Below are 21689 nucleotides of genomic sequence, written 5' to 3'. Positions count from 1 at the left end.
CGCGCTCGCTCACGCGCGCCGCCATGCGCGGCCCTCGCGGGCCAGCATTTCGTCGGAGGCCCGTGGCCCCCACTCGCCGGCCCGGTACGGCTCCGGCTTGGTGCCCGCCCAGGCGTGCTCCAGCGGGTCGATGACCTGCCAGCTCTGCTCGACCTCGGCCGCGTCCGGGAACAGGGTGCGGTCGCCGATCAGCACGTCGAGAACCAGCCGCTCGTACGCCTCGGGGCTGGACTCGGTGAACGCCTCGCCGTACTGGAAGTCCATCGCGATGTCGCGGACCTCCATCGTGGTGCCCGGCACCTTCGAGCCGAACTTGAGCACCACGCCCTCGTCCGGCTGAACCCGGATGACCAGCTGGTTGTTGCCCAGCGACTCCATGTCGGCGTCGTTGAACGGCAGGTGCGGCGCCTTCTTGAACATGATGGCGACCTCGGTGACCCGCCGGGGCAGCCGCTTGCCGGCCCGGATGTAGAACGGCACCTCCGCCCAGCGGCGGTTCTGGATGCCCAGCCGCACCGCCACGTACGTCTCCGTGGTGGAGTCGGTGGGAACGTCCCGCTCCTCCAGGTATCCGACCGCGCGTTCGCCGCCCACCCAGCCGGGCAGGTACTGGCCGCGCACGGTGTCCCGGGCGACGTCCTTGGGCAGGGTGATGGCCTTGAGCACCTTCAGCTTCTCGGCCCGGATCTCGTCGGCGTCGAAGCTGGTCGGCTCCTCCATCGCCACCAGGGCGAGAAGTTGCAGGAGGTGGTTCTGCAGCACGTCGCGGGCGGTGCCGACGGTGTCGTAGAAGCCGGCGCGGGTGCCGATGCCGACATCCTCGGCCATGGTGATCTGCACCGAGTCGACGTACTTGGAGTTCCACAGCGGCTCGAACAGGTTGTTGGCGAACCGCAGGGCGAGGATGTTCTGGACCGTCTCCTTGCCGAGGTAGTGGTCGATCCGGAAGACGTCCTCCCGGGTGAACACGTCGTCGACGAGGTCGTTGAGCGCCTTCGCCGAGGGCAGGTCGTTACCGAACGGCTTCTCCACCACGACGCGGCGCCAACCGCCGGACTTCTCGTTGTCGGCCATCCCGGTGCGGGCCAGTTGCTTGAGCACGACGGGGAACGCGGCCGGGGGGATGGAGAAGTAGAACGCCGCGTTGCCGGTGATGCCGTGGGTCTGCCGCAGGTCGTCCAGCGTCGAGGCGAGCTGGTCGAACGCGGCGTCGTCGTCGAAGGACCCACCGACGAACTTGATGTTGCCGGCCAGGCGTGCCCACACCTCGTCCCGCCAGGGGGTGCGGGCGTGCTTGCGGGCCGCCTCGCAGGCGAGGGTCTCGAAATCGCCGTCACCCCAGTCGCGGCGTGCGAAGCCGAGCACCACGAAGCCGGGCGGCAGCAGCCCCCGGTTGGCCAGGTCGTAGACGGCCGGGAGCAGCTTCTTGCGGGCCAGGTCGCCGGTCACCCCGAAGATCACCAGAGCGCAGGGCTCCGGGATCCGGGGCAACCGGCGGTCCTGCGGGTCGCGTAGCGGGTTCACCGAGGCCTCCCGGTTCGCGACTCCGGGGCTACGCAAGATCGGCTCACTCCTCGCGCTCACGGTGCCTCCAGTCACATCGTCCATCCTCACGCCCGCAGCTCACCGGCCGCGTCGAGTAGTTGGGCGACGCCGGCGGCCCGGTCGGTCAGGTGCAGCCGCAGCACGGGCCGCTCCCGACCCGCGAGGGCCTGCCGGTCGCCGGCGGCCTGTGCCGCCTGCAGCGCACCGAAGGTGTACGGCTTACCCGGCACCTCCAGGTCCTCGGCGACCGCGCCGGTCACCTGGAGGTAGCTGCCGACCTGCGGGCCGCCCTTGTGGTACTGGCCCGTCGAGTGCAGGAACCGCGGCCCCCAGCCGAAGGTCACCGGCCGCCCACCCGCCTGCGCCAGCAGCGGCCGCAGCCGGGCCGCGTCGGCGTCGGCGAACCGGTCCAGGTACGCCATCACCGCGAGGTAACCGTCGTCGCCCAGCCCGTCGAGCAGCCAGCGCAGCACCCCGGCCAGGTCGCCGGGAGCGCCCTGCGGGGCGTACACCTCGATCGCGCCCTCGGTGAACGACGGCGTCTCCGCCGGCAGGCCCGAAGCCAGGATCTTGTTGGTGTTCTCCTTGGACTCGGTGACGTTCGGCTGGTTGAACGGGTCGATGCCGAGCACCACGCCGGCCACCGCGGTGGCGTACTCCCAGGCCAGGAAGTGCGCGCCCAGCGGGCCGTTGACGGCCACGTCCGGGGTGGCGCCGCCACCCGGGACGTCACCGGCGGCGAGCGCGCCGCCGTAGCTGACGGTCAGCACGTCCGCACCGGTGGCGCCGGGGCTCTGCGGGGACTCCACGACCACCGGGAGGATGCCCACCCCGGCCTTGCCGGTCGACTCGGCGATCAGCTGCTCAGCCCAGTCGCCGAGGCCGTCGATGCCGGTGCCGTCGGACACCAGGGCGATCTTGTCGCGGGCCAGCGTGGCCGCCGCGCCCAGGGCGGCGCCCAGCGCCAGCGCCGGATTGTTCCGGTCCGCGCCGAGCGACGCGGCCAGCGCGTCGGCCTGGTCGAGCAGTTCCGCGACCTCGACCCCGGCCAGCGCCGAGGGCACCAGGCCGAACGCGGTGAGCGCCGAGTACCGGCCGCCGACGTTCGGGTCGGCGAGCACGGTGAACGCGCCCATCTCGGTAGCGGTGGTCTCCAGCGGGGAGCCCGGGTCGGTGACGATGACGAAGTGCCGCCCGGCCTCCGCCTCGGTCATCCCGGCGTCCAGGAACGCCTGCCAGTAGGCGCGTCGGTGGCTGTCGGTCTCCACCGTCGAGCCGGACTTGCTGGCCACCACCACCACGGTGCGCTCCAGCCGGTCACCGAGCGCCGCCCGGACCTGGCCCGGGTCGGTGGTGTCCAGCACGGTCAGCGGACGACCCAGGGTCCGGGCGATCACCTCGGGGGCCAGCGACGAGCCGCCCATCCCGGCGAGCACCACGTGGTCCAGATCGGCCAGCTCAGCGGTCAGCTCGGCCAGCTGCACCAGCAGCTCCCGGCTGCGCTGGTGGGTGTCCACCCAGCCGAGCCGGATCTTCGCCTCGGCTTCGGCGTCCGGACCCCACAGACTCGCGTCCTTGCCCGCCAGCTTGCCCGGGACGCCGGCCTTGACCAGCGCGTCCCGGGTCGAGGCGGGCGCGGACTTGTCGACCGCGTCCGCGCCGTAGACGGCGAGCCCGGCGGCTGCCTCCACCGGCCCTGAAAGTAGATCGCTCATGCGCCACCGGCCTTCTCGGCGGCCTTGGCGTTGCCCTTGGCCGCCTTGTTCGGCGCTCCCGTGCCCTTTGCCGCCGCCTCCAGCGACTTGCGGACGCCGTCGAGCAGCTCCTGCCAGCTGGCCTCGAACTTCTCCACGCCCTCGCGCTCCAGGGTGACGATCACGTCGTCCATGTCCACCCCGACCGACTCCAGGTCCGCGAAGACCTTGCGAGCCGCGTCGTAGGCGCCGGTGATGGTGTCGCCGCGGGTCTCGCCATGATCGGCGTACGCGTGGATGACCGCCTCGGGCATGGTGTTGACCGTGCCGGGGGCGATCAGCTCCTCGACGTAGATCACGTCGCGGTAGTCCGGGTTCTTCGTCGAGGTGGACGCCCACAGCGGCCGCTGCGGGGGCGCCCCGGCGTTGGCGAGCGCCGTCCACCGGTCGGAGGAGAACACCTCGGTGTAGCGCTCGTACGCCAGCTGGGCGTTGGCGATGGCGGCCTTGCCCTTCAGGGCCTTGGCCTGGTCGGACCCGATCTTCTCGAGCCGCTTGTCGACCTCCGAGTCAACGCGGGAGACGAAGAACGACGCGACCGAGCCGATCTTCGACAGGTCGTGGCCGTTGGCCTTGGCCTGCTCCAGGCCGGCGAGGAACGCCTCCATGACCGCCGAGTAGCGGTCCAGACCGAAGATCAGCGTCACGTTGACGCTGATGCCCTCGGCCAGGGTGGCGGTGATCGCCGGAAGACCAGCCTCGGTCGCCGGGATCTTGATGTAGAGGTTGGGGCGGTCGACCAGCCACCACAGCGCCTTGGCCTCGGCCACCGTCCGGTCGCTCTCGTGCGCCAGCCGGGGATCCACCTCGATGGAGACCCGCCCGTCGACACCGGCGCTCGCGTCGTACGACGGCCGCATCACGTCGCAGGCCCACCGTACGTCGTACGTGGTGAGCATGCGCACCGACTCCTCGACCTCCACCCCACGGGTGGCGAGGTCACGCAGCTGCCAGTTGTACTCGTCGGCGTCGCTCAGCGCCTTGGCGAAGATCGTCGGATTGGTGGTGACTCCGGCCACGTGCTTCTCGCGGCGGAGCTGGTCCAGCCCGCCGGAGCTCAGTCGTACCCGGGAAAGGTCGTCGAGCCAGACCGCCACGCCCGCGGCGGTCAGCTCCTTCAGCTTGTCCGTCATGCCGTCCACGCTCCCTCAGTTGCCGGTCGTGAAACCGGTGATGTCGCCCACCCGGGCCAGCGAGGCGTGCGCCGCCGCCACGATCCGGTCGGGAGTGAACCCGAACTGCTCCAGGAGCACGGTGTACGGGGCACTCGCGCCGTAGTGCTCCAGGCTGACGCTCTCGCCGAGGTCGCCGACGATGCCGCGCCAGGACATCGCGATGCCCGCCTCCACGCTCACCCGTGCCTTTACCCCGCGGGGGAGCACCGACTCCCGGTACGCCTCGTCCTGCTCGTAGAACCACTCCTGGCAGGGCATCGACACGACCCGGGTGGGGGTGCCGTCGGCCTCCAACCGCTCCCGGGCGGTCAGGCAGAGCTGCACCTCGGAGCCCGTGCCCACGATGATCACCTGCGGCTTGCCGTTGGACGCCTCGGCCAGCACGTAGCCGCCCTTGACGACCCCCTCGGCACCGCCCAGGACACTCCGGTCCACGGTCGGCAGCGCCTGGCGGCTCAGCGCCATGGCGGTCGGACGGTCGGTGTGCTCCAGCGCCTGCCGCCAGGCCCAGGCGGTCTCGTTGGCGTCGGCCGGGCGGACCACGTCGAGGCCCGGGATGGCGCGCAGCGCGGTCAGGTGCTCCACCGGCTGGTGGGTCGGGCCGTCCTCGCCGAGGCCGATCGAGTCGTGCGTCCACACGTAGGTGACCGGCAGCTGCATCAGCGCGGCCAGCCGGACCGACGGGCGCATGTAGTCGCTGAACACCAGGAACGTGCCCCCGTACGGGCGGGTGCCGCCGTGCAGCGCGATGCCGTTGAGGATCGCGCCCATGCCGTGCTCACGGATGCCGAAGTGCAGCGTGCGGCCGTACTCGTGACCGGGGAAGTCCTTGGTGGCGTGCGCGGCCGGGATGAACGACGGCTCGCCCTTCATGGTGGTGTTGTTGCTCTCGGCCAGGTCGGCCGAACCACCCCACAGCTCCGGCAGCACCGGCGCGAGAGCCTCCAGCACCTTGCCGGAGGCGGCCCGGGTGGCCACGCCCTTGGCGTCGGCGGGGAAGACCGGCAGCGCGTTGGTCCAGCCGTCCGGCAGCACCCGGCCAGCCATCCGCTCGTAGAGCGCCGTGCGCTCCGGGTTGGCCTTCTTCCAGGCGTCGAACGCGGCGGTCCACTCCTGCTGCGCGTCGGAGCCGCGGCTCATCACCGTGCGGGCGTGGCCGAGCACCTCCGTGTCGACCTGGAAGGTCTGCTCCGGGTCGAAGTCGAGGATCCGCTTGGTGGCCTTCACCTCGTCGGCGCCGAGCGCCGAACCGTGGATCTTGCCGGTGTTCTTCTTGTTGGGCGCGGGCCAGCCGATGATGGTGCGCAGCGCGATGAAGGAGGGGCGTCCGGTCTCCGCCTTGGCGGCCAGCAGCGCGCCGTGCAGGGCCTCGGCGTCCTCGTGGTAGTCGCCCTGGTCGGCGTCCCCGGTGCGCCAGTCGACGGTCTGCACGTGCCAGCCGTACGCCTCGTAGCGGGCGGCCACGTCCTCGCTCTTGGCGATCCGGGTGTCGTCCTCGATCGAGATCTCGTTGTCGTCGTAGATCACCGTGAGGTTGCCCAGCTGCTGGTGCCCGGCGAGGGCACTGACCTCGTGGCTGATGCCCTCCTCGATGTCGCCGTCGGAGACGATGCACCAGATGTCGTGGTCGAAGACCGACGCGCCCGGCTCGGCCTCCGGGTCGAACAGGCCGCGCTCGCGGCGGGCCGCCATCGCCATGCCGACCGCGTTGCCCAGGCCCTGCCCGAGCGGGCCGGTGGTGGTCTCCACGCCCGGGGTGTGCCCGTGCTCGGGGTGACCCGGAGTCTGCGAACCCCACTGCCGCAGCGACTTGAGGTCTTCCAGGCTCAGCGGGTAGCCGGACAGGAACAGCTGGATGTAGAGAGTGAGGCTCGAGTGCCCGGCGGAGAGCACGAACCGGTCCCGGCCGGGCCAGTTCGGGTCGGCCGGGTTGTGCCGCATGACGCGGTTGAAGAGGAGGTACGCCGCGGGCGCGAGGCTCATCGCGGTGCCCGGGTGGCCGTTGCCGGATTTCTCCACGGCATCCATGGCCAGCACGCGGACGGTATCGACGGCCCGGCGATCGAGGTCGGACCAGTTCAGTGCGGAGTGCTCGGGTCGTTTGGCAGCCACGATGGTTGTGCTCCTCGGCAGATGGGCGGAACCCTCACTGGTGACCCTATCGAGCGTGCCTAAACGTGCGCCCAGGGATCTCTGCATGGTGTGCGCTACGTGACCATTCGAATGCCCGGTTCAACCCGGTGGTGTGACGGCCCGCACCGTTGTCGGGTCGGCCGGGCAGCCAAAACGACGACGCGTAGTGTGTGGGTCGGTATGCGGACCCGAGTGGTCCCGACCGATCCGATCTCCCCGTGCCGATGCCGGAAGGTGGCAATCCGTGAGCATGATCACCGAGCGCCCCGCGAGCAACCCGGCCGGGCATCCGGCGCGGGCGGCCGAGGGACCGGTGGCCCGGCGGGACGTACGCGCGGTCCTCATGGCGTACGTGGCGCTCACCAAGCCGCGGATCGTCGAGTTGCTGTTGGTCACCACCATCCCGGCGATGATGCTCGCCGACCGCGGGCTTCCGTCGCTGTGGCTGATGGCCGTCGTGCTGATCGGCGGTTCGCTCGCCGCGGGCGCGGCCAGCGTGCTCAACTGCTACATCGACCGGGACATCGACCAGTTGATGCGGCGTACCAAGCGTCGCCCGCTGCCGGCGCACACCGTGTCGCCACGGAACGCGCTGATCTTCGGTCTGGTGCTGGCGGCGGTGTCGGTCGCCCTGATGGCGGCGTTCACCAACCTGCTGGCCGCCGGCCTGACCCTCGCGGCGATCGCCTACTACGACCTCGTCTACACCCTGTGGCTCAAGCGGTCCACGCCGGCGAACACCTTCTGGGGCGGCGCCTGCGGGGCGGCCCCGGTGCTGATCGGGTGGGCGGCGGTGACCGGCTCACTTGCGCCGGCCGCCTGGGGGCTCTTCGCGGTGGTCTTCTTCTGGCAGATGCCGCACTTCTACCCCCTCGCCATGAAGTACAAGGACGACTACGCGCGGGCCGGCATTCCGATGCTGCCGGTGGTGGCCTCGACCCGGCGGGTGAACGCCGAGATCCTGATCTTCGCGTGGCTCACCGTGCTCACCTCCCTGGCTGTCTGGCCGCTGGGGCTCAGCGCGATCTACGGCGTGCCGACCCTGGTGGTGGGCGCCATCTTCGTGGTCGAGGCGCACCGACTCTGCCGGCGCGCGACGCGCGGCGAGGCGGTCAAGCCGATGCGGCTGTTCCACTGGTCGACGACGTACCTGACGATCGTGTTCGTGGCTGTCGCGCTCGACGCGCTGATCTGACCCGTTCCCGTCCCGCGGCTCCGCCGGTACGCCGAGCCCGTGCCGGTGATCTCCTGACTAATCATGGCCATGGATGAGTTGTCCGGGTTTAACGTCACATCAGAGTAACTTTCGACATGAGTCGGATCGGCTCAACCTGCGACGGTTGGGCGCCGGTTTGGCAGCGTGCTTTGACCTGGAAAGTCCGGATAAAACCGGACAGCAAACCTGTGGTCATCCTTAAACCCTTGAGTAATTGGCATCACAAAAGGTTCATGGTTCTCGCCCGGTGGGGTGCAACTCTGCTTAGGCTTCGCGTCATGGCAGATGGTTCCGATACGACGCTGACGGCCGAGCAGACCGCCGGCGAGCAGGCGCCCCACGGCCTGGTCGCGGGCCTCAAGGCGTTCGCCGCCGGACACGGCGGCGCGAAGGCGGTCATCGAGTACGTCGGCAAGCGTGGCGCGCGAATCGTCCTCGTGGGTTCCGACGGTGAGTGGGGCGACCAGTTCGCCGACGACACCGTCGCCGCGCGGGAGGCGTGCGCCAAGGCGGGAGTCACCGTCGAGAACGCCTGGGAGCGTGAACTGATGGACCAGATGCGTCCGAGCAACGACCTGTGGCGGTCGATGGCCCGGCGCACGATGGCCCGCTGAATAGACAGCTGAATTGACCACCCACCACAAGTCGACCCGGGGGGAACCCCGGGTCGCTCTCGTCACCTGTGCCGACCTGGTCGACCTCGACCCGGACGACCGGCTCGTCCTCGCCCCGCTCTCCGCCCGTGGCATCGCGGTCGAGACGCCGGTCTGGGACGACCCCGACGTCGACTGGTCCTCCTACGACCTGGTCGTGCTCCGCTCACCCTGGGACTACGCGTTGCGCCGCGACGAGTTCGTCGCCTGGGCGGCATCCGTCGCGGCGCTGGTCAACCCGGCCGACGTGGTTCGCTGGAACACCGACAAGCGTTACCTCGCCGAGTTGAGCGCCACCGGAGTGCCGACCGTACCGACGTCGTGGGTCGAGCCGGGGGAGAGTTGGCAGCCACCCGCCGAGACCGGCGAGTACGTGCTCAAGCCCTCGGTCAGCGCCGGCAGTCAGGACACCGGCCGCTACGACCTGGCCGACCCGGAACACCGGGACCTGGCCGTGGCACACGTCCGCCGGCTCTCCGACGCCGGCCGGGTGACCATGGTCCAGCCGTACCTGCGCGCCGTCGACACCGAGGGCGAGACGGCACTGCTCTTCCTGGCCGGCCCGGACGGGCTCACGTTCAGCCACGCGATCCGCAAGGGCCCGATGCTGACCGGGCCGGACCTCGGCCCGGACGGGCTCTACAAGACCGAGGCGATCACCGCCCGCACCGCCCGACCCGAACAGCTGGCGGTGGCCGAGAAGACCCTCGCCGCGGTTCCTGGCGGCACGCGGCAGCTGCTCTACGCCCGGGTCGACCTGATCCCCGGCCCGGACGGCGAGCCGGTCCTGGTCGAGCTGGAGCTGACCGAGCCGTCACTCTTCATCGGGTACGCCGACGGAGCCCCGGACCGTCTCGCCGCCGCGATCACCACCCACCTGGCCCGCCGCACCTGACCCACGCCGGCGTTCTGCCGGGCGACGGCGGTCGCCGGCTCCACGATCCGCGCGACGCTGCCCCGCGCCGACTTGCCTCCTGCGCAAGATCGCGCAACATCCTGGATGTAGTGGTGTCCCGCGTGCCGGACCGCACTACTTCCTGGATCGAGCACGATCTTGGCGCGGGGCGCGGGGCGCGGGGCGCGGGGCGCGGGGCGCGGGGCGCGGGGCGCGGGGCGCGGGGCGCGGGGCGCGGTGGCGTCAGGCGGTGACCGGGACGGGTGCGGCGTCGTCGGCCGGGGTGGTCGCGGGTGCCGGGGCGACCGGACGGCGCTCGCGGGTCGACCACTGCACCGACAGGGTGGCCAGCAGCACCAGGCAGGCGCCGAGCATGTGCGCGCCGACCAGGAGCGCGGGCACGTGGGTGAAGTACTGCACGAAGCCGATCACGCCCTGACCCAGCTCCACGGCGACCAGGACGATCGCGGCACGGGTGGCCCGCTGCGCTCCGACGGCGCGGAACGCGAAGATCAGCGCCACCGAGAGGCCGATCAGCAGGAAGACGCCGTCCGCGTGCACCTGCGAGATCGACTCGGGGTCCAGGCCGTTGCGGGCCGCGCCATGGTCGCCAGCGTGCGGGCCGCTGCCGGTGACCCAGGTGCCGAAGACCAGCACCGCGACGCCGACGCCGGTGGTGATCCGGGCCAGCGCGCGCAGCGGTGTGGGCACCACGGCCACGGTCGGGCCGTCCGGGTCGCCGATGCGCCGCCAGAGGGCGTACGCGGCGGCGATCACGGCCATCGAGGCGAGGAAGTGCAGCCCGACCACCCACGGGTTGAGGTTGGTGAGCACGGTGATGCCGCCGACCACGCCCTGGGCGGGGATGCCCAGGAAGACCGCGACGGACAGCCCCAGCAGCCCCGGTCGGCGCGGCCGGTGCGCCAGCACCGCCAACACGGTGGCCAGAGCGATCAGGCCCACTACGAAGGTCAGCATCCGGTTGCTGAACTCGATCACCCCGTACACACCCATCTCGGGTGTGGTGACGTACGAATCGTCGGTGCAACTGGGCCAGGTGGGGCAGCCGAGGCCGGAGGCGGTCAACCGGACGGCCCCGCCGGTGACGACGATGCCCACGTTCGCGATGATCGAGGCGAGCGCGAGGCGGCGCAGCAGGGTGCCGGAGACCGGACGGGTGATTCGGTTCACGGCGCAAATCCTACGCACCGTAGTGATCGAGGTTCGTCCGACTCCGTCGGCTCGGTGGTTCGGATCACCGGGGCCCGGGTTTGCGACCCTCCGGGTAATTACGTAACGTTGGCGTTGTGAAAAACGCGGCGGCGCTCTCCGGGCACCAGCCGACGGCTGTCCCGGCCGTCGGCGCGTCCGCGTCCGCGCCCGTCGTGACCACGTCGGCGGCGCTCGGTGCCGCCACGGCGGCCGAGATCTCCACCCGCGACCGGGTCACCCAACTGCTGCTGGAGCGGGGGGCCACCACCGCCGCGCAGCTCGGCGTGGCCCTCGGGCTCAGCCCGGCGGCGATCCGCCGGCACCTGGACGCGATGCTTGCCGAGGGTGACGTCTACGCCCGCGAGCAGACCGTGCAGGGCAGCCGCGGTCGGGGGCGCCCGGCCAAGGTGTTCATGCTGACCGAGGCCGGCCGGGTCCGCTGTGGCACCCATCACTACGACAACATGGCAACCGCCGCGCTGCGGTGGATCGCCCGCAGCGGTGGCTCGGACGCCGTCGAGGCGTTCGCCACCGAGCAGGTGTCCGCCCTGGAGTCGCGCTGTCGGGCGGCCATGGAGGACGCCGGCGACGACCCTCTCGCGCGAGCCGAGGCACTCGCCGCGGCGCTCACCGCCGAGGGTTACGCTGCAAACGCGACCACGATCGCCTCCGGCGGTCAGCTCTGCCAGCATCACTGCCCGGTGGCGCACGTGGCCGCCGAGTTCCCTCAGCTGTGCGAGGCCGAGACCGCGGTCATTTCCCGTCTGGTCGGCACCCACGTGCAGCGCCTGGCCACCATCGCGCACGGCGACGGGGTGTGCACCACGCACATTCCGACCCAGCCGGGGCGTGCTCAATCCGGTAATCCCGTCACCACTGTGAGGACAGATAGATGACCGAGCAGATCGTCCAGCCCCTGACCCAGGAAGAGCAGCTTGCCGCCCTGGGTCGGTACGAGTACGGCTGGTCCGACCCGGACGCCGCCGGGGCGGTCGCCCAGCGCGGCATCAACGAGGCGGTGGTGCGGGACATCTCGGCCAAGAAGAACGAACCGGCGTGGATGCTCGACCTGCGGCTGAAGGGTCTGCGGCTGTTCGGCCGCAAGCCGATGCCGGCCTGGGGCGCGGACCTCACCGGGATCGACTTCGACAACATCAAGTACTTCGTGCGGTCGACCGAGAAGCAGGCCACCAGCTGGGAGGACCTGCCCGAGGACATCAAGAACACCTACGACCGGCTGGGCATCCCGGAGGCGGAGAAGCAGCGCCTGGTCGCCGGTGTCGCCGCGCAGTACGAGTCCGAGGTCGTCTACCACAAGATCCGCGAGGACCTTGAGGAGCAGGGTGTCCTGTTCCTGGACACCGACACGGCGCTGCGCGAGCACGAGGACGTCTTCAAGGAGTACTTCGGCACGGTGATCCCGGTGGGCGACAACAAGTTCGCCGCCCTGAACACCTCCGTGTGGTCCGGTGGCTCGTTCATCTACGTGCCGAAGGGTGTGCACGTGGAGATCCCGCTGCAGGCCTACTTCCGGATCAACACGGAGAACATGGGCCAGTTCGAGCGGACGCTGATCATCGTCGACGAGGGTGCGTACGTGCACTACGTCGAGGGCTGCACCGCGCCGCTCTACTCCTCCGACTCGCTGCACAGCGCGGTCGTGGAGATCATCGTCAAGAAGAACGCGCGTTGCCGCTACACGACCATCCAGAACTGGTCGAACAACGTCTACAACCTGGTCACCAAGCGCGCCGTCTGCCACGAGGGTGCGACCATGGAGTGGGTCGACGGCAACATCGGCTCCAAGGTGACCATGAAGTACCCGGCGGTCTTCATGGTCGGTGAGCACGCCAAGGGCGAGGTGCTCTCGGTGGCGATGGCCGGCGAGGGTCAGCACCAGGACGCCGGCGCCAAGATGGTGCACGCCGCGCCGCACACCTCCTCGACCATCGTGTCGAAGTCGATCGCCCGGGGCGGCGGCCGCACCTCGTACCGCGGTCTGGTGCAGGTGCTGGAGGGTTCGCACCACAGCCGCAGCACGGTCAAGTGCGACGCGCTGCTGGTCGACACCATCTCCCGCTCGGACACCTACCCGTACGTCGACATCCGCGAGGACGACGTGTCGATGGGGCACGAGGCGACCGTCTCCAAGATCAGCGACGACCAGCTCTTCTACCTGATGAGCCGGGGCCTGAGCGAGGACGAGGCGATGGCCATGATCGTGCGCGGCTTCATCGAGCCGATCGCCAAGGAACTCCCGATGGAGTACGCCCTGGAGCTCAACCGCCTGATCGAGCTCCAGATGGAGGGTGCGGTCGGCTGACGCCGCCGCTCCCGCGTGGCGGGCCGAAACGCCGGCCCGCCACACCAGGCCCCAACCTCGTCGTCACGGAACAGACAGACCAAGGAAGAAATGACTACCCAGGCTTCCGCGCCGCCCAGCACCAAGTCGCAGGCGCTGCGCTCGTACGACGTCGCTGACTTCCCGGCCCTCACCGGCCTGGAGGAGGAGTGGCGCTTCACCCCGCTCAAGCGCCTGCGTGGCCTGGCCACGGCGGACACCTCGGCCGCCACCGGCCGGGGCGTCACCGTCGAGCACCCGGACCTGCCGGCCGGGGTGTCGGTGCGGCTCGTCGACCCGACCGACGCCAGTGTCGCGCCCGCGCCGCTGCCGACCGACCGGATCAGCGCGCTGGCCCACGGCGGGGCGGCGCGGGTCGCGCTGGTCGAGGTGGCCCCCGAGGCGGTGGTCTCGGAGCCGGTCGTCGTCCGGCTGCTGGGCGCGTACCCCGAGGAGTTGGCCTTCGCCCGGACCCAGGTCCAGGTGGGTCGGTTCGCGGAGGCCACGGTCGTGTTCTCCCAGGAGGGCTCGGCCACGCTCGCCGACAACGTCGAGGTGACGGTCGCGGACGGCGCGAAGCTGACCCTGGTCACCGTCGCGGACTGGGCCGGGGACGCGGTGCAGGCGCAGCACGTCAACATCAAGCTGGGTCGCGACGCCCGGGTGGTGCACGTCCAGGTCACCCTCGGTGGCGACCTGGTCCGGCAGTTCACCAGCGTGGACTACACCGGCCGGGGTGGCGAGGCCGAGCTGTACGGCGTCTACTTCGCCGACTCCGGCCAGCACCTGGAGCACCGGCAACTGGTCGACCACACCGTGCCGGACTGCCGCAGCTACGTCGGCTACCGGGGCGCGCTGCAGGGCGAGGACGCGCACACCGTCTGGATCGGTGACGTGCTGATCCGGGCCGAGGCGACCGGCACCGACACGTACGAGATCAACCGGAACCTGCTCCTCACCGACGGCGCGCGGGCGGACTCCGTACCCAATCTGGAGATCGAGACCGGCGAGATCGCCGGCGCCGGTCACGCCAGCGCGACCGGCCGCTTCGACGACGAGCAGCTGTTCTACCTGATGGCGCGCGGCATCCCGGAGAGCGAAGCCCGCCGCCTGGTGGTCCGCGGCTTCTTCGCCGAGCTGATCAACAAGATCCCGGTGGAGCCGCTGCGCGAGCGCCTCGGCGACGCGATCGAGGCCCGGCTCGCCAAGGCCGGCGCCTGATGATCCGCATCTGCTCCACCGAGGACGTGCCGAAGGGCACCGCGATCAGCGCGGACGTCGACGGCACCCCGATCGCCCTGGTGCACGGCGAGGACGGCAACTTCTACGCCGCCTACGACGAGTGCTCGCACGCCTCGGTCGCCCTCTCCGAGGGCGAGGTCGACGGTTGCACGCTGGAGTGCTGGCTGCACGGCTCGCGCTTCGACCTGCGCACCGGCGCACCCAGCGGGCTGCCCGCCACCGAACCCGTACCCGTCTACCCCGTCGAAGTCCGCGACGGCGACATCTACCTCAGCCTGACGCCGAGTAATGGAGTGACCCGATAATGAGCACCCTGGAGATCCGCGACCTGAAGGTGTCGGTCAAGCTGCCCGAGGGTGAGCTCAAGCCGATCCTGGCCGGCGTCGACCTGACCGTGAAGTCCGGTGAGACCCACGCCATCATGGGCCCGAACGGCTCCGGCAAGTCCACCCTGGCGTACTCGATCGCCGGTCACCCGAAGTACGAGATCACCGGCGGCACGGTGACCCTCGACGGCGAGGACGTGCTGGCCATGACGGTCGACGAGCGCGCCCGCGCCGGCCTCTTCCTGGCCATGCAGTACCCGGTCGAGGTGCCCGGCGTCTCGGTGGCCAACTTCCTGCGTACCGCGAAGACCGCCATCGACGGCGAGGCGCCGAAGCTGCGCACCTGGGGCGGCGAGCTGCGCGGCGCCATGGAGCGACTCCAGATGGACCCGGCGTTCGCCCAGCGCAACGTCAACGAGGGCTTCTCCGGCGGTGAGAAGAAGCGGCACGAGATCGTCCAACTGGAGCTGCTCAAGCCGAAGATCGCGATCCTCGACGAGACCGACTCCGGCCTCGACGTGGACGCGCTGCGCGTGGTCAGCGAGGGCGTCAACCGGGTCCGGGACACCGGTGACACCGGCGTGCTGCTGATCACCCACTACACCCGGATCCTGCGCTACATCAAGCCGGACTTCGTGCACGTCTTCGTGGCCGGCCGGATCGTCGAGCAGGGCGGCCCGGAGCTGGCCGACAAGCTCGAGGCCGAGGGCTACGAGCGGTACGCCGCCGGGGCCGGCACGGCCCAGGCCTGAGCGAGAGGGGCGCTGCCGAGATGACCAGCATCGCGATCCCACCCGGGATGCCGCAGTACGACGACGTGCCGCGTTTCGACGTGGCCCAGGTGCGCGCCGACTTCCCGATCCTGTCGCGGGAGATCAACGGGCACCCGCTGGTCTACCTCGACAGCGCCAACACCTCGCACAAGCCCCGCCAGGTGCTCGACGTGCTCGACGAGCACTACGCGCGGCACAACGCCAACGTGTCGCGCTCCGTGCACACCCTGGGCACCGAGGCCACCGAGGCGTACGAGGGTGCGCGGGCCAAGGTCGCCGCGTTCATCAACGCGCCGAGCCCGGACGAGGTGGTGTTCACGAAGAACTCCACCGAGGCGATCAACATCGTGGCGTACGCGTTCTCCAACGCCTCCCTGCGCCCGGACGCTGACCCCCGGTTCCGGCTCGGCCCCGGCGACGAGGTGGTGATCTCCGAGATGGAGCACCACTCCAACATCGTCCCGTGGCAGCTGCTCTGCGAGCGGACCGGCGCGACCCTGCGCTGGTTCCCCGTCACGGATCAGGGCCGGCTGGACGAGTCGGGCCTGGACGACCTGGTCACCGAACGGACGAAGATCGTCTCGCTGGTGCACGTGTCGAACATCCTCGGCACGGTCAACGCCACCTCCCGCATCACCGCGCGGGTCCGCGAGGTGGGGGCCCTGCTGCTGCTGGACTGCTCGCAGTCGGTGCCGCACCTGCCGATGGACGTGGTCGACCTGGACGCCGACTACATCGTCTTCACCGGTCACAAGATGCTCGCCCCGACCGGCATCGGTGTGCTCTGGGGCCGGGCCGAGCTGCTGGCGGCCATGCCACCGGTCTTCGGCGGCGGCTCGATGATCGAGACGGTCACCATGGCCCGCTCGACGTTCGCCGCGCCACCGGCCCGATTCGAGGCCGGCACCCCTCCGATCGCCGAGGCGGTCGCGCTCGGTGCGGCGGTCGACTACCTCAACGGCATCGGGATGCGGGCCATCCAGTGGCACGAGAAGGAGCTGACGGCGTACGCGCTGGACGCCCTCGGGACGGTGCCGGACCTGCGGATCTTCGGCCCAACCGTGCCGGTCGGCCGGGGCGGCACCATCTCGTTCGCCCTCGGTGACGTACACCCGCACGACGTGGGTCAGGTGCTCGACTCGCTCGGCGTGCAGGTGCGGGTGGGCCACCACTGCGCCAAGCCGGTGTGCAGCCGGTTCGGCGTCCCGGCGATGACCCGGGCCTCGTTCTACCTCTACACCACCACCGAGGAGATCGACTCTCTGGTGACCGGTCTGGAGCAGGTGCGGAAGGTGTTCGACTGATGCAGCTCGACCAGCTCTACCAGGAAATCATCCTGGATCACTACAAGCGCCCCCACGGGCGTGGCCTGCGGGACGCCGACGACTCGGGTGACCAGGTCGCCGAGGCGCACCACGTCAACCCGACCTGCGGTGACGAGGTCACCGTCCGGGTGGCCACCGACGGTGACGTACTGCACGACATCTCGTACGACGGGATGGGCTGCTCGATCAGCCAGGCCTCGGCGAGCGTGCTGCACGAGTTGCTGCGCGGTCGGAGCGCCGGGGAAGCTTTCGAGGTGCACGAGGCGTTCGTGGAGTTGATGTCCGGACGTGGCCAGGTCACGCCGGACGAGGACGTGCTCGGTGACGGGGTGGCTTTCGCGGGTGTTGCCCGCTACCCCGCCCGGGTCAAGTGCGCGCTGCTGCCGTGGATGGCTTTCAAGGACGCCGCGGCGCGCGCCGGTGTGGGCGTGAGCCCGGAGGTAAAGGCATGAGTGAGCGTCAGCGAGCGAATCATTGTTGCAGCGCGATGATGCCTCGTGGCGTCATGAAGCGAAACGGAGGGACGGCATGAGCAGCGAGAACACGGCTACTGCAGCAACGCCGGAGGCTGGTGACGCCGTCGTGGCGCAGACCGACGCCGTCGCACCGACCGACGCCGTGACGCCCGACGGTGTCGCGACGCCCGAGGCCGGTACCCCGGCGGGCGGCGTCAGCAAGGCCATGATCGCCGACATCGAGGAAGCGATGAAGGACGTCGTCGACCCCGAGCTCGGCATCAACGTGGTCGACCTGGGCCTGGTGTACGGCGTGCACGTCGACGACGAGAACGTCGCCACCCTGGACATGACGCTCACCTCGGCGGCCTGTCCGTTGACCGACGTCATCGAGGACCAGGCCCGGCAGGCGCTCACCACCGGCCCCGGCGGCGGCCTGGTCAACGACATCCGGATCAACTGGGTGTGGCTCCCGCCATGGGGCCCGGACAAGATCACCGATGAGGGTCGGGACCAGCTCCGCTCCCTCGGCTTCAACGTCTGAGCCGACCTGGTCGGCCCTGCCCGTCGAGCGCGACGCCCCGGTTGGGGGCGTCGCGCTCGATGCTTTTCGCGCCTAGACCGACCTTGCTTTGCCCGCAAGATCGCGCAACATCCTGGATCTAGTGGTATCCCGCGTGTCTGACCCCACTACTTCCAGGATCGAGCACGATCTTGGCGTGGGGCGTGGGGCGTGGGGCGTGGGGCGTGGGGCGTGGGGCGTGGGGCGTGGGGCGTGGGGCGTGGGGCGTGGGGCGTGGGGCGTGGGGCGTGGGGCGTGGGGCGAGGGCGTGGGGCGTGGGGCGTGGCAGGCCGGTCAGGCCCGCCGGGGTGGTCGGGTCGGGCGAGGCCCGCGCGCGACGGTTGAGGTGGGCGTGATCGACACGAGGTCGCCGATGTGGGGGTGTCGCGCTGTCCGGATGCCCCCACATCGCCGACCTGGTGTCGATCATGGCGATGGAGGCGGGCGGGGCGCAGGAGTGCGGGGTGCGGGTGCGGGGTGCGGGAAATTTGGTGGCGGGGGTGGGGCTGCGGTGACCAGGATGACGGGGTGATTGAGGCGTACCCGAAGCAGGTTTCTGTCCGTGCGGCCACCGCCGTGCGTCGACAGCGCACCGTGCCCGGGGTCGCTTTGATCCGGCACCCGTCGTCGTGAGCGGCGCGTTCCTCGCCGGTCTCGTCGCCGGCTACGGCGTCGCCATCCCCGTCGGCGCGATCGCGATCCTCATCCTGGGGCTCAGTGCTCGTACCTCGTTTCGGGTCGGTGCGGCCGCGGCGCTCGCGGTGGCGACGGCCGACGGGCTCTACGCGGCGGTCGCCGCGCTCGGCGGCGCGGGCCTGGCCGGGATCGTCGCGCCGGTCGCCGGGCCGCTGCGGGTGGTCGCCGCCGCGGTCCTGTTGGGTCTCGCCGCGCATGGCCTGTGGCGGACCTGGTACGCCCACCGTTCGCGGCAGACGTCGACGACACCCGTCGGCCGGGGTCTGAGCACTCCCGGGCGGGCCTTTGCGGCGGTACTCGGGCTGACCCTGCTGAACCCGACGACGGTGCTCTACTTCGCCGCGCTGGTGCTTGGCCGTCGGGACACCGCCGACGAGGGCTCCGCGGCGCTCTTCGTGGCGGGTGTGTTCCTGGCGTCGGCGAGTTGGCAGCTGCTGATCGCCGGCGGTGGCACCGTCGTCGGTCGGGCGCTGACCGGGCCGCGCGGCCGGCTGGTCACCGGCCTGGTCTCCAGCGCTCTGATCGCCGCGCTGGCGGTGGCCGCGCTGCTGCGGCCCTGAGCGGTCGCCCGCGGGTCCGGCCGGGCCCGCCGTGCCGTGCGGTCGCCCGCGGGCCCGGTCGGGCCCGCCGTGCCGTACGGTCGGGCGGTGACCAGTCGACCCGCAGCCGGGGGCGGCCGGTGGGTCGAGGTCGACCCGGCCCGCGTCGGCCGGTGGGTCGAGGGCTTCGCCGACCGGCACGGCCCGCCCACCACCACCCCCCAGGAGTACGGGCTGCTGCTCGCCGCTCCCGACGGGTCCACCGCCGAGCTGTACGCCCCACCCGGGTCGCCGGCCAGCGTCGACGTCGCCGGGTTCGTGACCTCTGCCATGGTGCCCCGCCGGATCGGCCTGCTGCTGGCCCGCAAGGGCGCGGTGGCCGTCGGCGTGGCCGAGGGCGCCGACCTCGTGGTGTCCAAGGTGGACCGCCAGTACGTGCAGGGGCGCACCGCCGCAGGGGGATGGTCGCAGCAGCGGTTCGCCCGCCGGCGCGACAACCAGGCCAAGGCGGCGTTGGGTGACGCGGCCGAGCTGGCCGTACGGCTGCTGTTGCCGGAGGCCGCCGCGTTGGCGGCGGTGGTCTGCGGCGGTGACCGGCGGTCGGTCGACACGGTGCTGGCCGACCGGCGGTTGGCTCCGCTCGTGCCGCTACGTGCCGAGCGGCTGCTCGACGTGCCGGAGCCTCGGCACGCGGTGCTGGTCGGCGCGGTGGGCGCGGCCCGGGCGGTATGGATCCGGCTGCGTGACCCGGCACCCGAGCGCGCCGACTGACCTCGGGCGGACGGCCGACTGGTTTTGGGCGCTGTGGGCGGACGGCCGCGCGCATTAGCGGATTCCCGGGGTCTGGCCGCGCTGGCGGCCGGAGTATGGGCACGTGGAGTTTCTGGTGGACATGGTGACGACGGTGCCGGAGGGCACGTCGGAGGACGGGGTCGCCGACATGCGCCGGCGTGAGGCGGCACGCTCGGCCGAGCTGACGGCGCAGGGCAACCTCCTGCGGCTGTGGCGGCCGCCGCTGGCGCCGGGGGAGTGGCGCACCTGGGGGCTGTTCCGTGCCGGCGACGCGGACGAACTGGAGGTGGTCCTCGCGTCGATGCCGCTGCGCGCCTGGCGGCGCGAGACCGTCACCCCGCTGACACCGCACCCGAACGATCCCGGTCAGCCGCCCCGGTGACCGGTGACTCACCCGACCGCGAGACCAGGGAGATCGTTGTGTCCAGTGCCGAGGCTCAGATCCTGCGTACCGTCCTCGACCGGTGGCGGTCCGCGGTCGACGCCCACGAGCCGGATCGCGTCGCGTCGCTCTTCACCGACGATGCGATCTTCCAGGGTCTGCACCCGTACAGCGTCGGCCGGGACGGTGTCGCCGCGTACTACGCCGCGCAGCCGATCGGCCTGACCGCCGCGTACGACATCCGGGAGACCCGGCGACTCGCCGACGACCTGGTCCTCGGCTATCTCGAGGTCGACTTCGGCTTCACCGACCGGCCGACGCTGACGGTCAACCTCAGCGTGATCGTGCGCCAGCTCGAAGACACCTGGTACATCAGTCACTACCAGGTCTCCCGCCTCACCTAGCCACTCCGGTCCACGCACGCCCGCGTCGATCATGGAGTTGTGGTGGTGGACGAAGGCCGCTTACCCTCCCGAACCAGGCACCACAACCCCATGATCGACGACGTCGGCGGGGGCGTCGGCGGGCGGCGTTGACGGGCGGCGCCGGTTAGAGCTGGTCGGTGTTGAAGGTGTCGCAGGTCTTCGGGTCGCCACGGTCGTAGCCCTGCTGGAACCAGCGCTGTCGCTGCGCGGAGGTGCCGTGGGTGAACTGGTCGGGGTTGACCTGCCCACCGGAGCGTTCCTGAATGCTGTCGTCACCGATCGCCTCGGCGGCCTGCACCGCCTCGCTGATGTCGCTGGCGGTGATCGACTTGAACAGCGGCTCCTGGCCGGTCTTGTCCTTGCTCTCGGTGGCGTGCTTGGCCCAGGCGCCGGCGTAGCAGTCGGCCTGCAACTCCAGCCGCACCGAGGCGGAGCGGGGGCCACTCTGGTCGCCCTGGCCGGCCTTCTCGTTGGTGCCGAGCAGGTTCTGGATGTGGTGACCGTATTCGTGGGCGAGCACGTAGGGCTGGGCGAACTCACCCTTGGCGCCGAACCGGGACGCCAGCTCGTCGTAGAAGCTCAGATCGATGTACACGTTCCGGTCGGCGGGGCAGTAGAACGGGCCGACACCCGAGTCGGCCTGGCCGCAGCCGGTGTTCACCGCGGCCTGGAAGAAGTTGGTCTGGGTCGGCTCGTACTTGGCGTTGCCCAGCTCCGGGTACGTCTTCTGCCAGTAGTCCTGGATGCTGTTGACGTAGAGCGTGTTGCGGCAGCGCAGGTCCTCAAGACGCTGGGGGTTGTCGCGTGAGCACACCTGCTCCAGGTCGGTGCCGCCGGTCTGGCCCGTGTCGTCGCCGTTGGTCATGGCATTGAGCCCGAAGCCGCCGCCGAGCAGCGCGACGAGCACGGCCACCACGATGCCGATCAGCGATCCCCGGCCGCCGCCACCGGGGATCGGGATGCCGAGGCCGCCGCCGGATCCACCACCTCGGCCCACGTCGTTGACCTGTGAGGTGTCGATTTCGGCCCGCTCGTTGAGTTCCATGGTGACCCCGATCGCCGTATGCCGATGAATGTCGTCTGTGTGTCGTTTCGTCGCGTTGGTGCCGGACGGGGTCCGGACAGCGGTTCCGGTACCCGATGATCTTGATTGGTAATCCGGGCGGGCCGCTCAGCGGCGCCCGGTACACTTGCTGGGTGCTGCGCTGCGAAGGCTGAACCGCCCCGCGCCGTCGGGCCCTTGAGCCC

21 protein-coding genes are annotated in these 21689 nt (G+C 70.8%); 15 read left to right on the top strand and 6 right to left on the bottom strand.

Annotation, left to right across the window (positions count from 1 at the left end; translation table 11 throughout):
• Nucleotides 1-9: 9 nt before the first annotated feature.
• From zwf to tkt, 4 genes are all read right to left on the bottom strand, one after another.
• Nucleotides 10-1524, bottom strand: a complete 1515-nt coding sequence (gene zwf / locus HNR20_RS04925; protein WP_184176857.1) for a glucose-6-phosphate dehydrogenase — start codon at nt 1522-1524, stop codon at nt 10-12.
• Between the two features lie 86 nt (nt 1525-1610).
• On the bottom strand, nt 1611-3260 hold the full coding sequence (locus tag HNR20_RS04920) for a phosphoglucose isomerase-related protein (protein WP_184176855.1): 1650 nt from the start codon (nt 3258-3260) through the stop codon (nt 1611-1613).
• Nucleotides 3257-4432, bottom strand: a complete 1176-nt coding sequence (tal, locus tag HNR20_RS04915; protein ID WP_184176853.1) for a transaldolase — start codon at nt 4430-4432, stop codon at nt 3257-3259. Before tal ends, HNR20_RS04920 begins: the two co-directional genes overlap by 4 nt.
• Before the next feature lie 15 nt (nt 4433-4447).
• Nucleotides 4448-6586, bottom strand: a complete 2139-nt coding sequence (gene tkt, locus HNR20_RS04910; protein ID WP_184176851.1) for a transketolase — start codon at nt 6584-6586, stop codon at nt 4448-4450.
• Between the two features lie 265 nt (nt 6587-6851).
• On the opposite strand from tkt, the gene HNR20_RS04905 reads away from it, so the two are divergent.
• From HNR20_RS04905 to HNR20_RS04895, 3 genes are all read left to right on the top strand, one after another.
• Complete coding sequence (locus tag HNR20_RS04905) at nt 6852-7802, top strand: heme o synthase (protein ID WP_184176849.1); 951 nt, start codon at nt 6852-6854, stop codon at nt 7800-7802.
• Nucleotides 7803-8101: 299 nt separating this feature from the next.
• Nucleotides 8102-8437, top strand: coding sequence for a hypothetical protein (locus tag HNR20_RS04900; RefSeq protein WP_184176847.1), 336 nt, complete (start codon nt 8102-8104; stop codon nt 8435-8437).
• Between the two features lie 13 nt (nt 8438-8450).
• On the top strand, nt 8451-9371 hold the full coding sequence (locus HNR20_RS04895) for an ATP-grasp domain-containing protein (RefSeq protein WP_184176845.1): 921 nt from the start codon (nt 8451-8453) through the stop codon (nt 9369-9371).
• Nucleotides 9372-9614: 243 nt separating this feature from the next.
• Here the strand turns inward: HNR20_RS04895 and HNR20_RS04890 are convergent, their stop codons facing one another.
• Nucleotides 9615-10580: a COX15/CtaA family protein gene (locus HNR20_RS04890; protein ID WP_184176843.1), complete on the bottom strand. Its 966-nt coding sequence runs from the start codon at nt 10578-10580 to the stop codon at nt 9615-9617.
• Nucleotides 10581-10678: 98 nt separating this feature from the next.
• On the opposite strand from HNR20_RS04890, the gene HNR20_RS04885 reads away from it, so the two are divergent.
• The 12 genes from HNR20_RS04885 to HNR20_RS04830 all read left to right on the top strand — a co-directional run bounded on the left by HNR20_RS04885 (nt 10679) and on the right by HNR20_RS04830 (nt 20420).
• Complete coding sequence (locus tag HNR20_RS04885; protein ID WP_373291037.1) at nt 10679-11479, top strand: helix-turn-helix transcriptional regulator; 801 nt, start codon at nt 10679-10681, stop codon at nt 11477-11479.
• A complete protein-coding gene (sufB, locus tag HNR20_RS04880) occupies nt 11476-12906 on the top strand; it encodes a Fe-S cluster assembly protein SufB (protein ID WP_184176841.1) in 1431 nt (476 codons plus the stop codon). Before HNR20_RS04885 ends, sufB begins: the two co-directional genes overlap by 4 nt.
• 90 nt (nt 12907-12996) lie before the next feature.
• Nucleotides 12997-14145, top strand: a complete 1149-nt coding sequence (gene sufD / locus HNR20_RS04875) for a Fe-S cluster assembly protein SufD (RefSeq protein ID WP_184176839.1) — start codon at nt 12997-12999, stop codon at nt 14143-14145.
• Nucleotides 14145-14471 (top strand): non-heme iron oxygenase ferredoxin subunit, encoded by a 327-nt coding sequence (locus HNR20_RS04870; RefSeq protein WP_184176837.1) that lies wholly within the window; start codon nt 14145-14147, stop codon nt 14469-14471. The genes sufD and HNR20_RS04870 overlap by 1 nt, the downstream gene beginning before the upstream one ends.
• Complete coding sequence (gene sufC, locus HNR20_RS04865; protein WP_184176835.1) at nt 14471-15244, top strand: Fe-S cluster assembly ATPase SufC; 774 nt, start codon at nt 14471-14473, stop codon at nt 15242-15244. The genes HNR20_RS04870 and sufC overlap by 1 nt, the downstream gene beginning before the upstream one ends.
• A gap of 20 nt (nt 15245-15264) precedes the next feature.
• Complete coding sequence (locus HNR20_RS04860) at nt 15265-16569, top strand: cysteine desulfurase (RefSeq protein ID WP_184176833.1); 1305 nt, start codon at nt 15265-15267, stop codon at nt 16567-16569.
• Nucleotides 16569-17042, top strand: a complete 474-nt coding sequence (gene sufU, locus HNR20_RS04855; RefSeq protein WP_184176831.1) for a Fe-S cluster assembly sulfur transfer protein SufU — start codon at nt 16569-16571, stop codon at nt 17040-17042. Before HNR20_RS04860 ends, sufU begins: the two co-directional genes overlap by 1 nt.
• Before the next feature lie 76 nt (nt 17043-17118).
• A complete protein-coding gene (locus HNR20_RS04850) occupies nt 17119-17589 on the top strand; it encodes a metal-sulfur cluster assembly factor (RefSeq protein WP_184176829.1) in 471 nt (156 codons plus the stop codon).
• A 647-nt stretch (nt 17590-18236) separates the two neighbouring features.
• A complete protein-coding gene (locus HNR20_RS04845; protein WP_184176827.1) occupies nt 18237-18863 on the top strand; it encodes a LysE family transporter in 627 nt (208 codons plus the stop codon).
• Nucleotides 18864-18950: 87 nt separating this feature from the next.
• Nucleotides 18951-19613 (top strand): acVLRF1 family peptidyl-tRNA hydrolase, encoded by a 663-nt coding sequence (locus HNR20_RS04840; protein ID WP_184176825.1) that lies wholly within the window; start codon nt 18951-18953, stop codon nt 19611-19613.
• A 103-nt stretch (nt 19614-19716) separates the two neighbouring features.
• Nucleotides 19717-20016, top strand: coding sequence for a muconolactone Delta-isomerase family protein (locus HNR20_RS04835; RefSeq protein ID WP_184176823.1), 300 nt, complete (start codon nt 19717-19719; stop codon nt 20014-20016).
• A gap of 38 nt (nt 20017-20054) precedes the next feature.
• Entirely contained in the window at nt 20055-20420 is a 366-nt protein-coding gene (locus tag HNR20_RS04830) for an SgcJ/EcaC family oxidoreductase (protein ID WP_229687190.1), read from the top strand.
• 145 nt (nt 20421-20565) lie between these two features.
• On the opposite strand, the gene ypfJ is transcribed toward HNR20_RS04830, so the two are convergent.
• The gene (gene ypfJ / locus HNR20_RS04825) at nt 20566-21486 is read right to left on the bottom strand and encodes a KPN_02809 family neutral zinc metallopeptidase (protein WP_184176821.1); all 921 of its coding nucleotides are present in this window, start codon (nt 21484-21486) and stop codon (nt 20566-20568) included.
• Nucleotides 21487-21689: the final 203 nt, after the last annotated feature.

Source organism: Micromonospora parathelypteridis (genome assembly GCF_014201145.1).
In the GTDB taxonomy this organism is placed as follows: domain Bacteria; phylum Actinomycetota; class Actinomycetes; order Mycobacteriales; family Micromonosporaceae; genus Micromonospora; species Micromonospora parathelypteridis.
The sequence above is the reverse complement of the archived record's forward strand: the minus strand, read 5'-3'. Positions and strand labels throughout refer to the sequence as shown.

Coding starts and splice junctions, on each gene's coding strand:
- HNR20_RS04920 (WP_184176855.1), bottom strand. CDS start 3,260: ATGAGCGATCTACTTTCAGGGCCGGTGGAGGCAGCCGCCGGGCTCGCC.
- tal (WP_184176853.1), bottom strand. CDS start 4,432: ATGACGGACAAGCTGAAGGAGCTGACCGCCGCGGGCGTGGCGGTCTGG.
- HNR20_RS04900 (WP_184176847.1), top strand. CDS start 8,102: ATGGCAGATGGTTCCGATACGACGCTGACGGCCGAGCAGACCGCCGGC.
- sufB (WP_184176841.1), top strand. CDS start 11,476: ATGACCGAGCAGATCGTCCAGCCCCTGACCCAGGAAGAGCAGCTTGCC.
- sufD (WP_184176839.1), top strand. CDS start 12,997: ATGACTACCCAGGCTTCCGCGCCGCCCAGCACCAAGTCGCAGGCGCTG.
- HNR20_RS04870 (WP_184176837.1), top strand. CDS start 14,145: ATGATCCGCATCTGCTCCACCGAGGACGTGCCGAAGGGCACCGCGATC.
- sufC (WP_184176835.1), top strand. CDS start 14,471: ATGAGCACCCTGGAGATCCGCGACCTGAAGGTGTCGGTCAAGCTGCCC.
- HNR20_RS04860 (WP_184176833.1), top strand. CDS start 15,265: ATGACCAGCATCGCGATCCCACCCGGGATGCCGCAGTACGACGACGTG.
- sufU (WP_184176831.1), top strand. CDS start 16,569: ATGCAGCTCGACCAGCTCTACCAGGAAATCATCCTGGATCACTACAAG.
- HNR20_RS04850 (WP_184176829.1), top strand. CDS start 17,119: ATGAGCAGCGAGAACACGGCTACTGCAGCAACGCCGGAGGCTGGTGAC.
- ypfJ (WP_184176821.1), bottom strand. CDS start 21,486: ATGGAACTCAACGAGCGGGCCGAAATCGACACCTCACAGGTCAACGAC.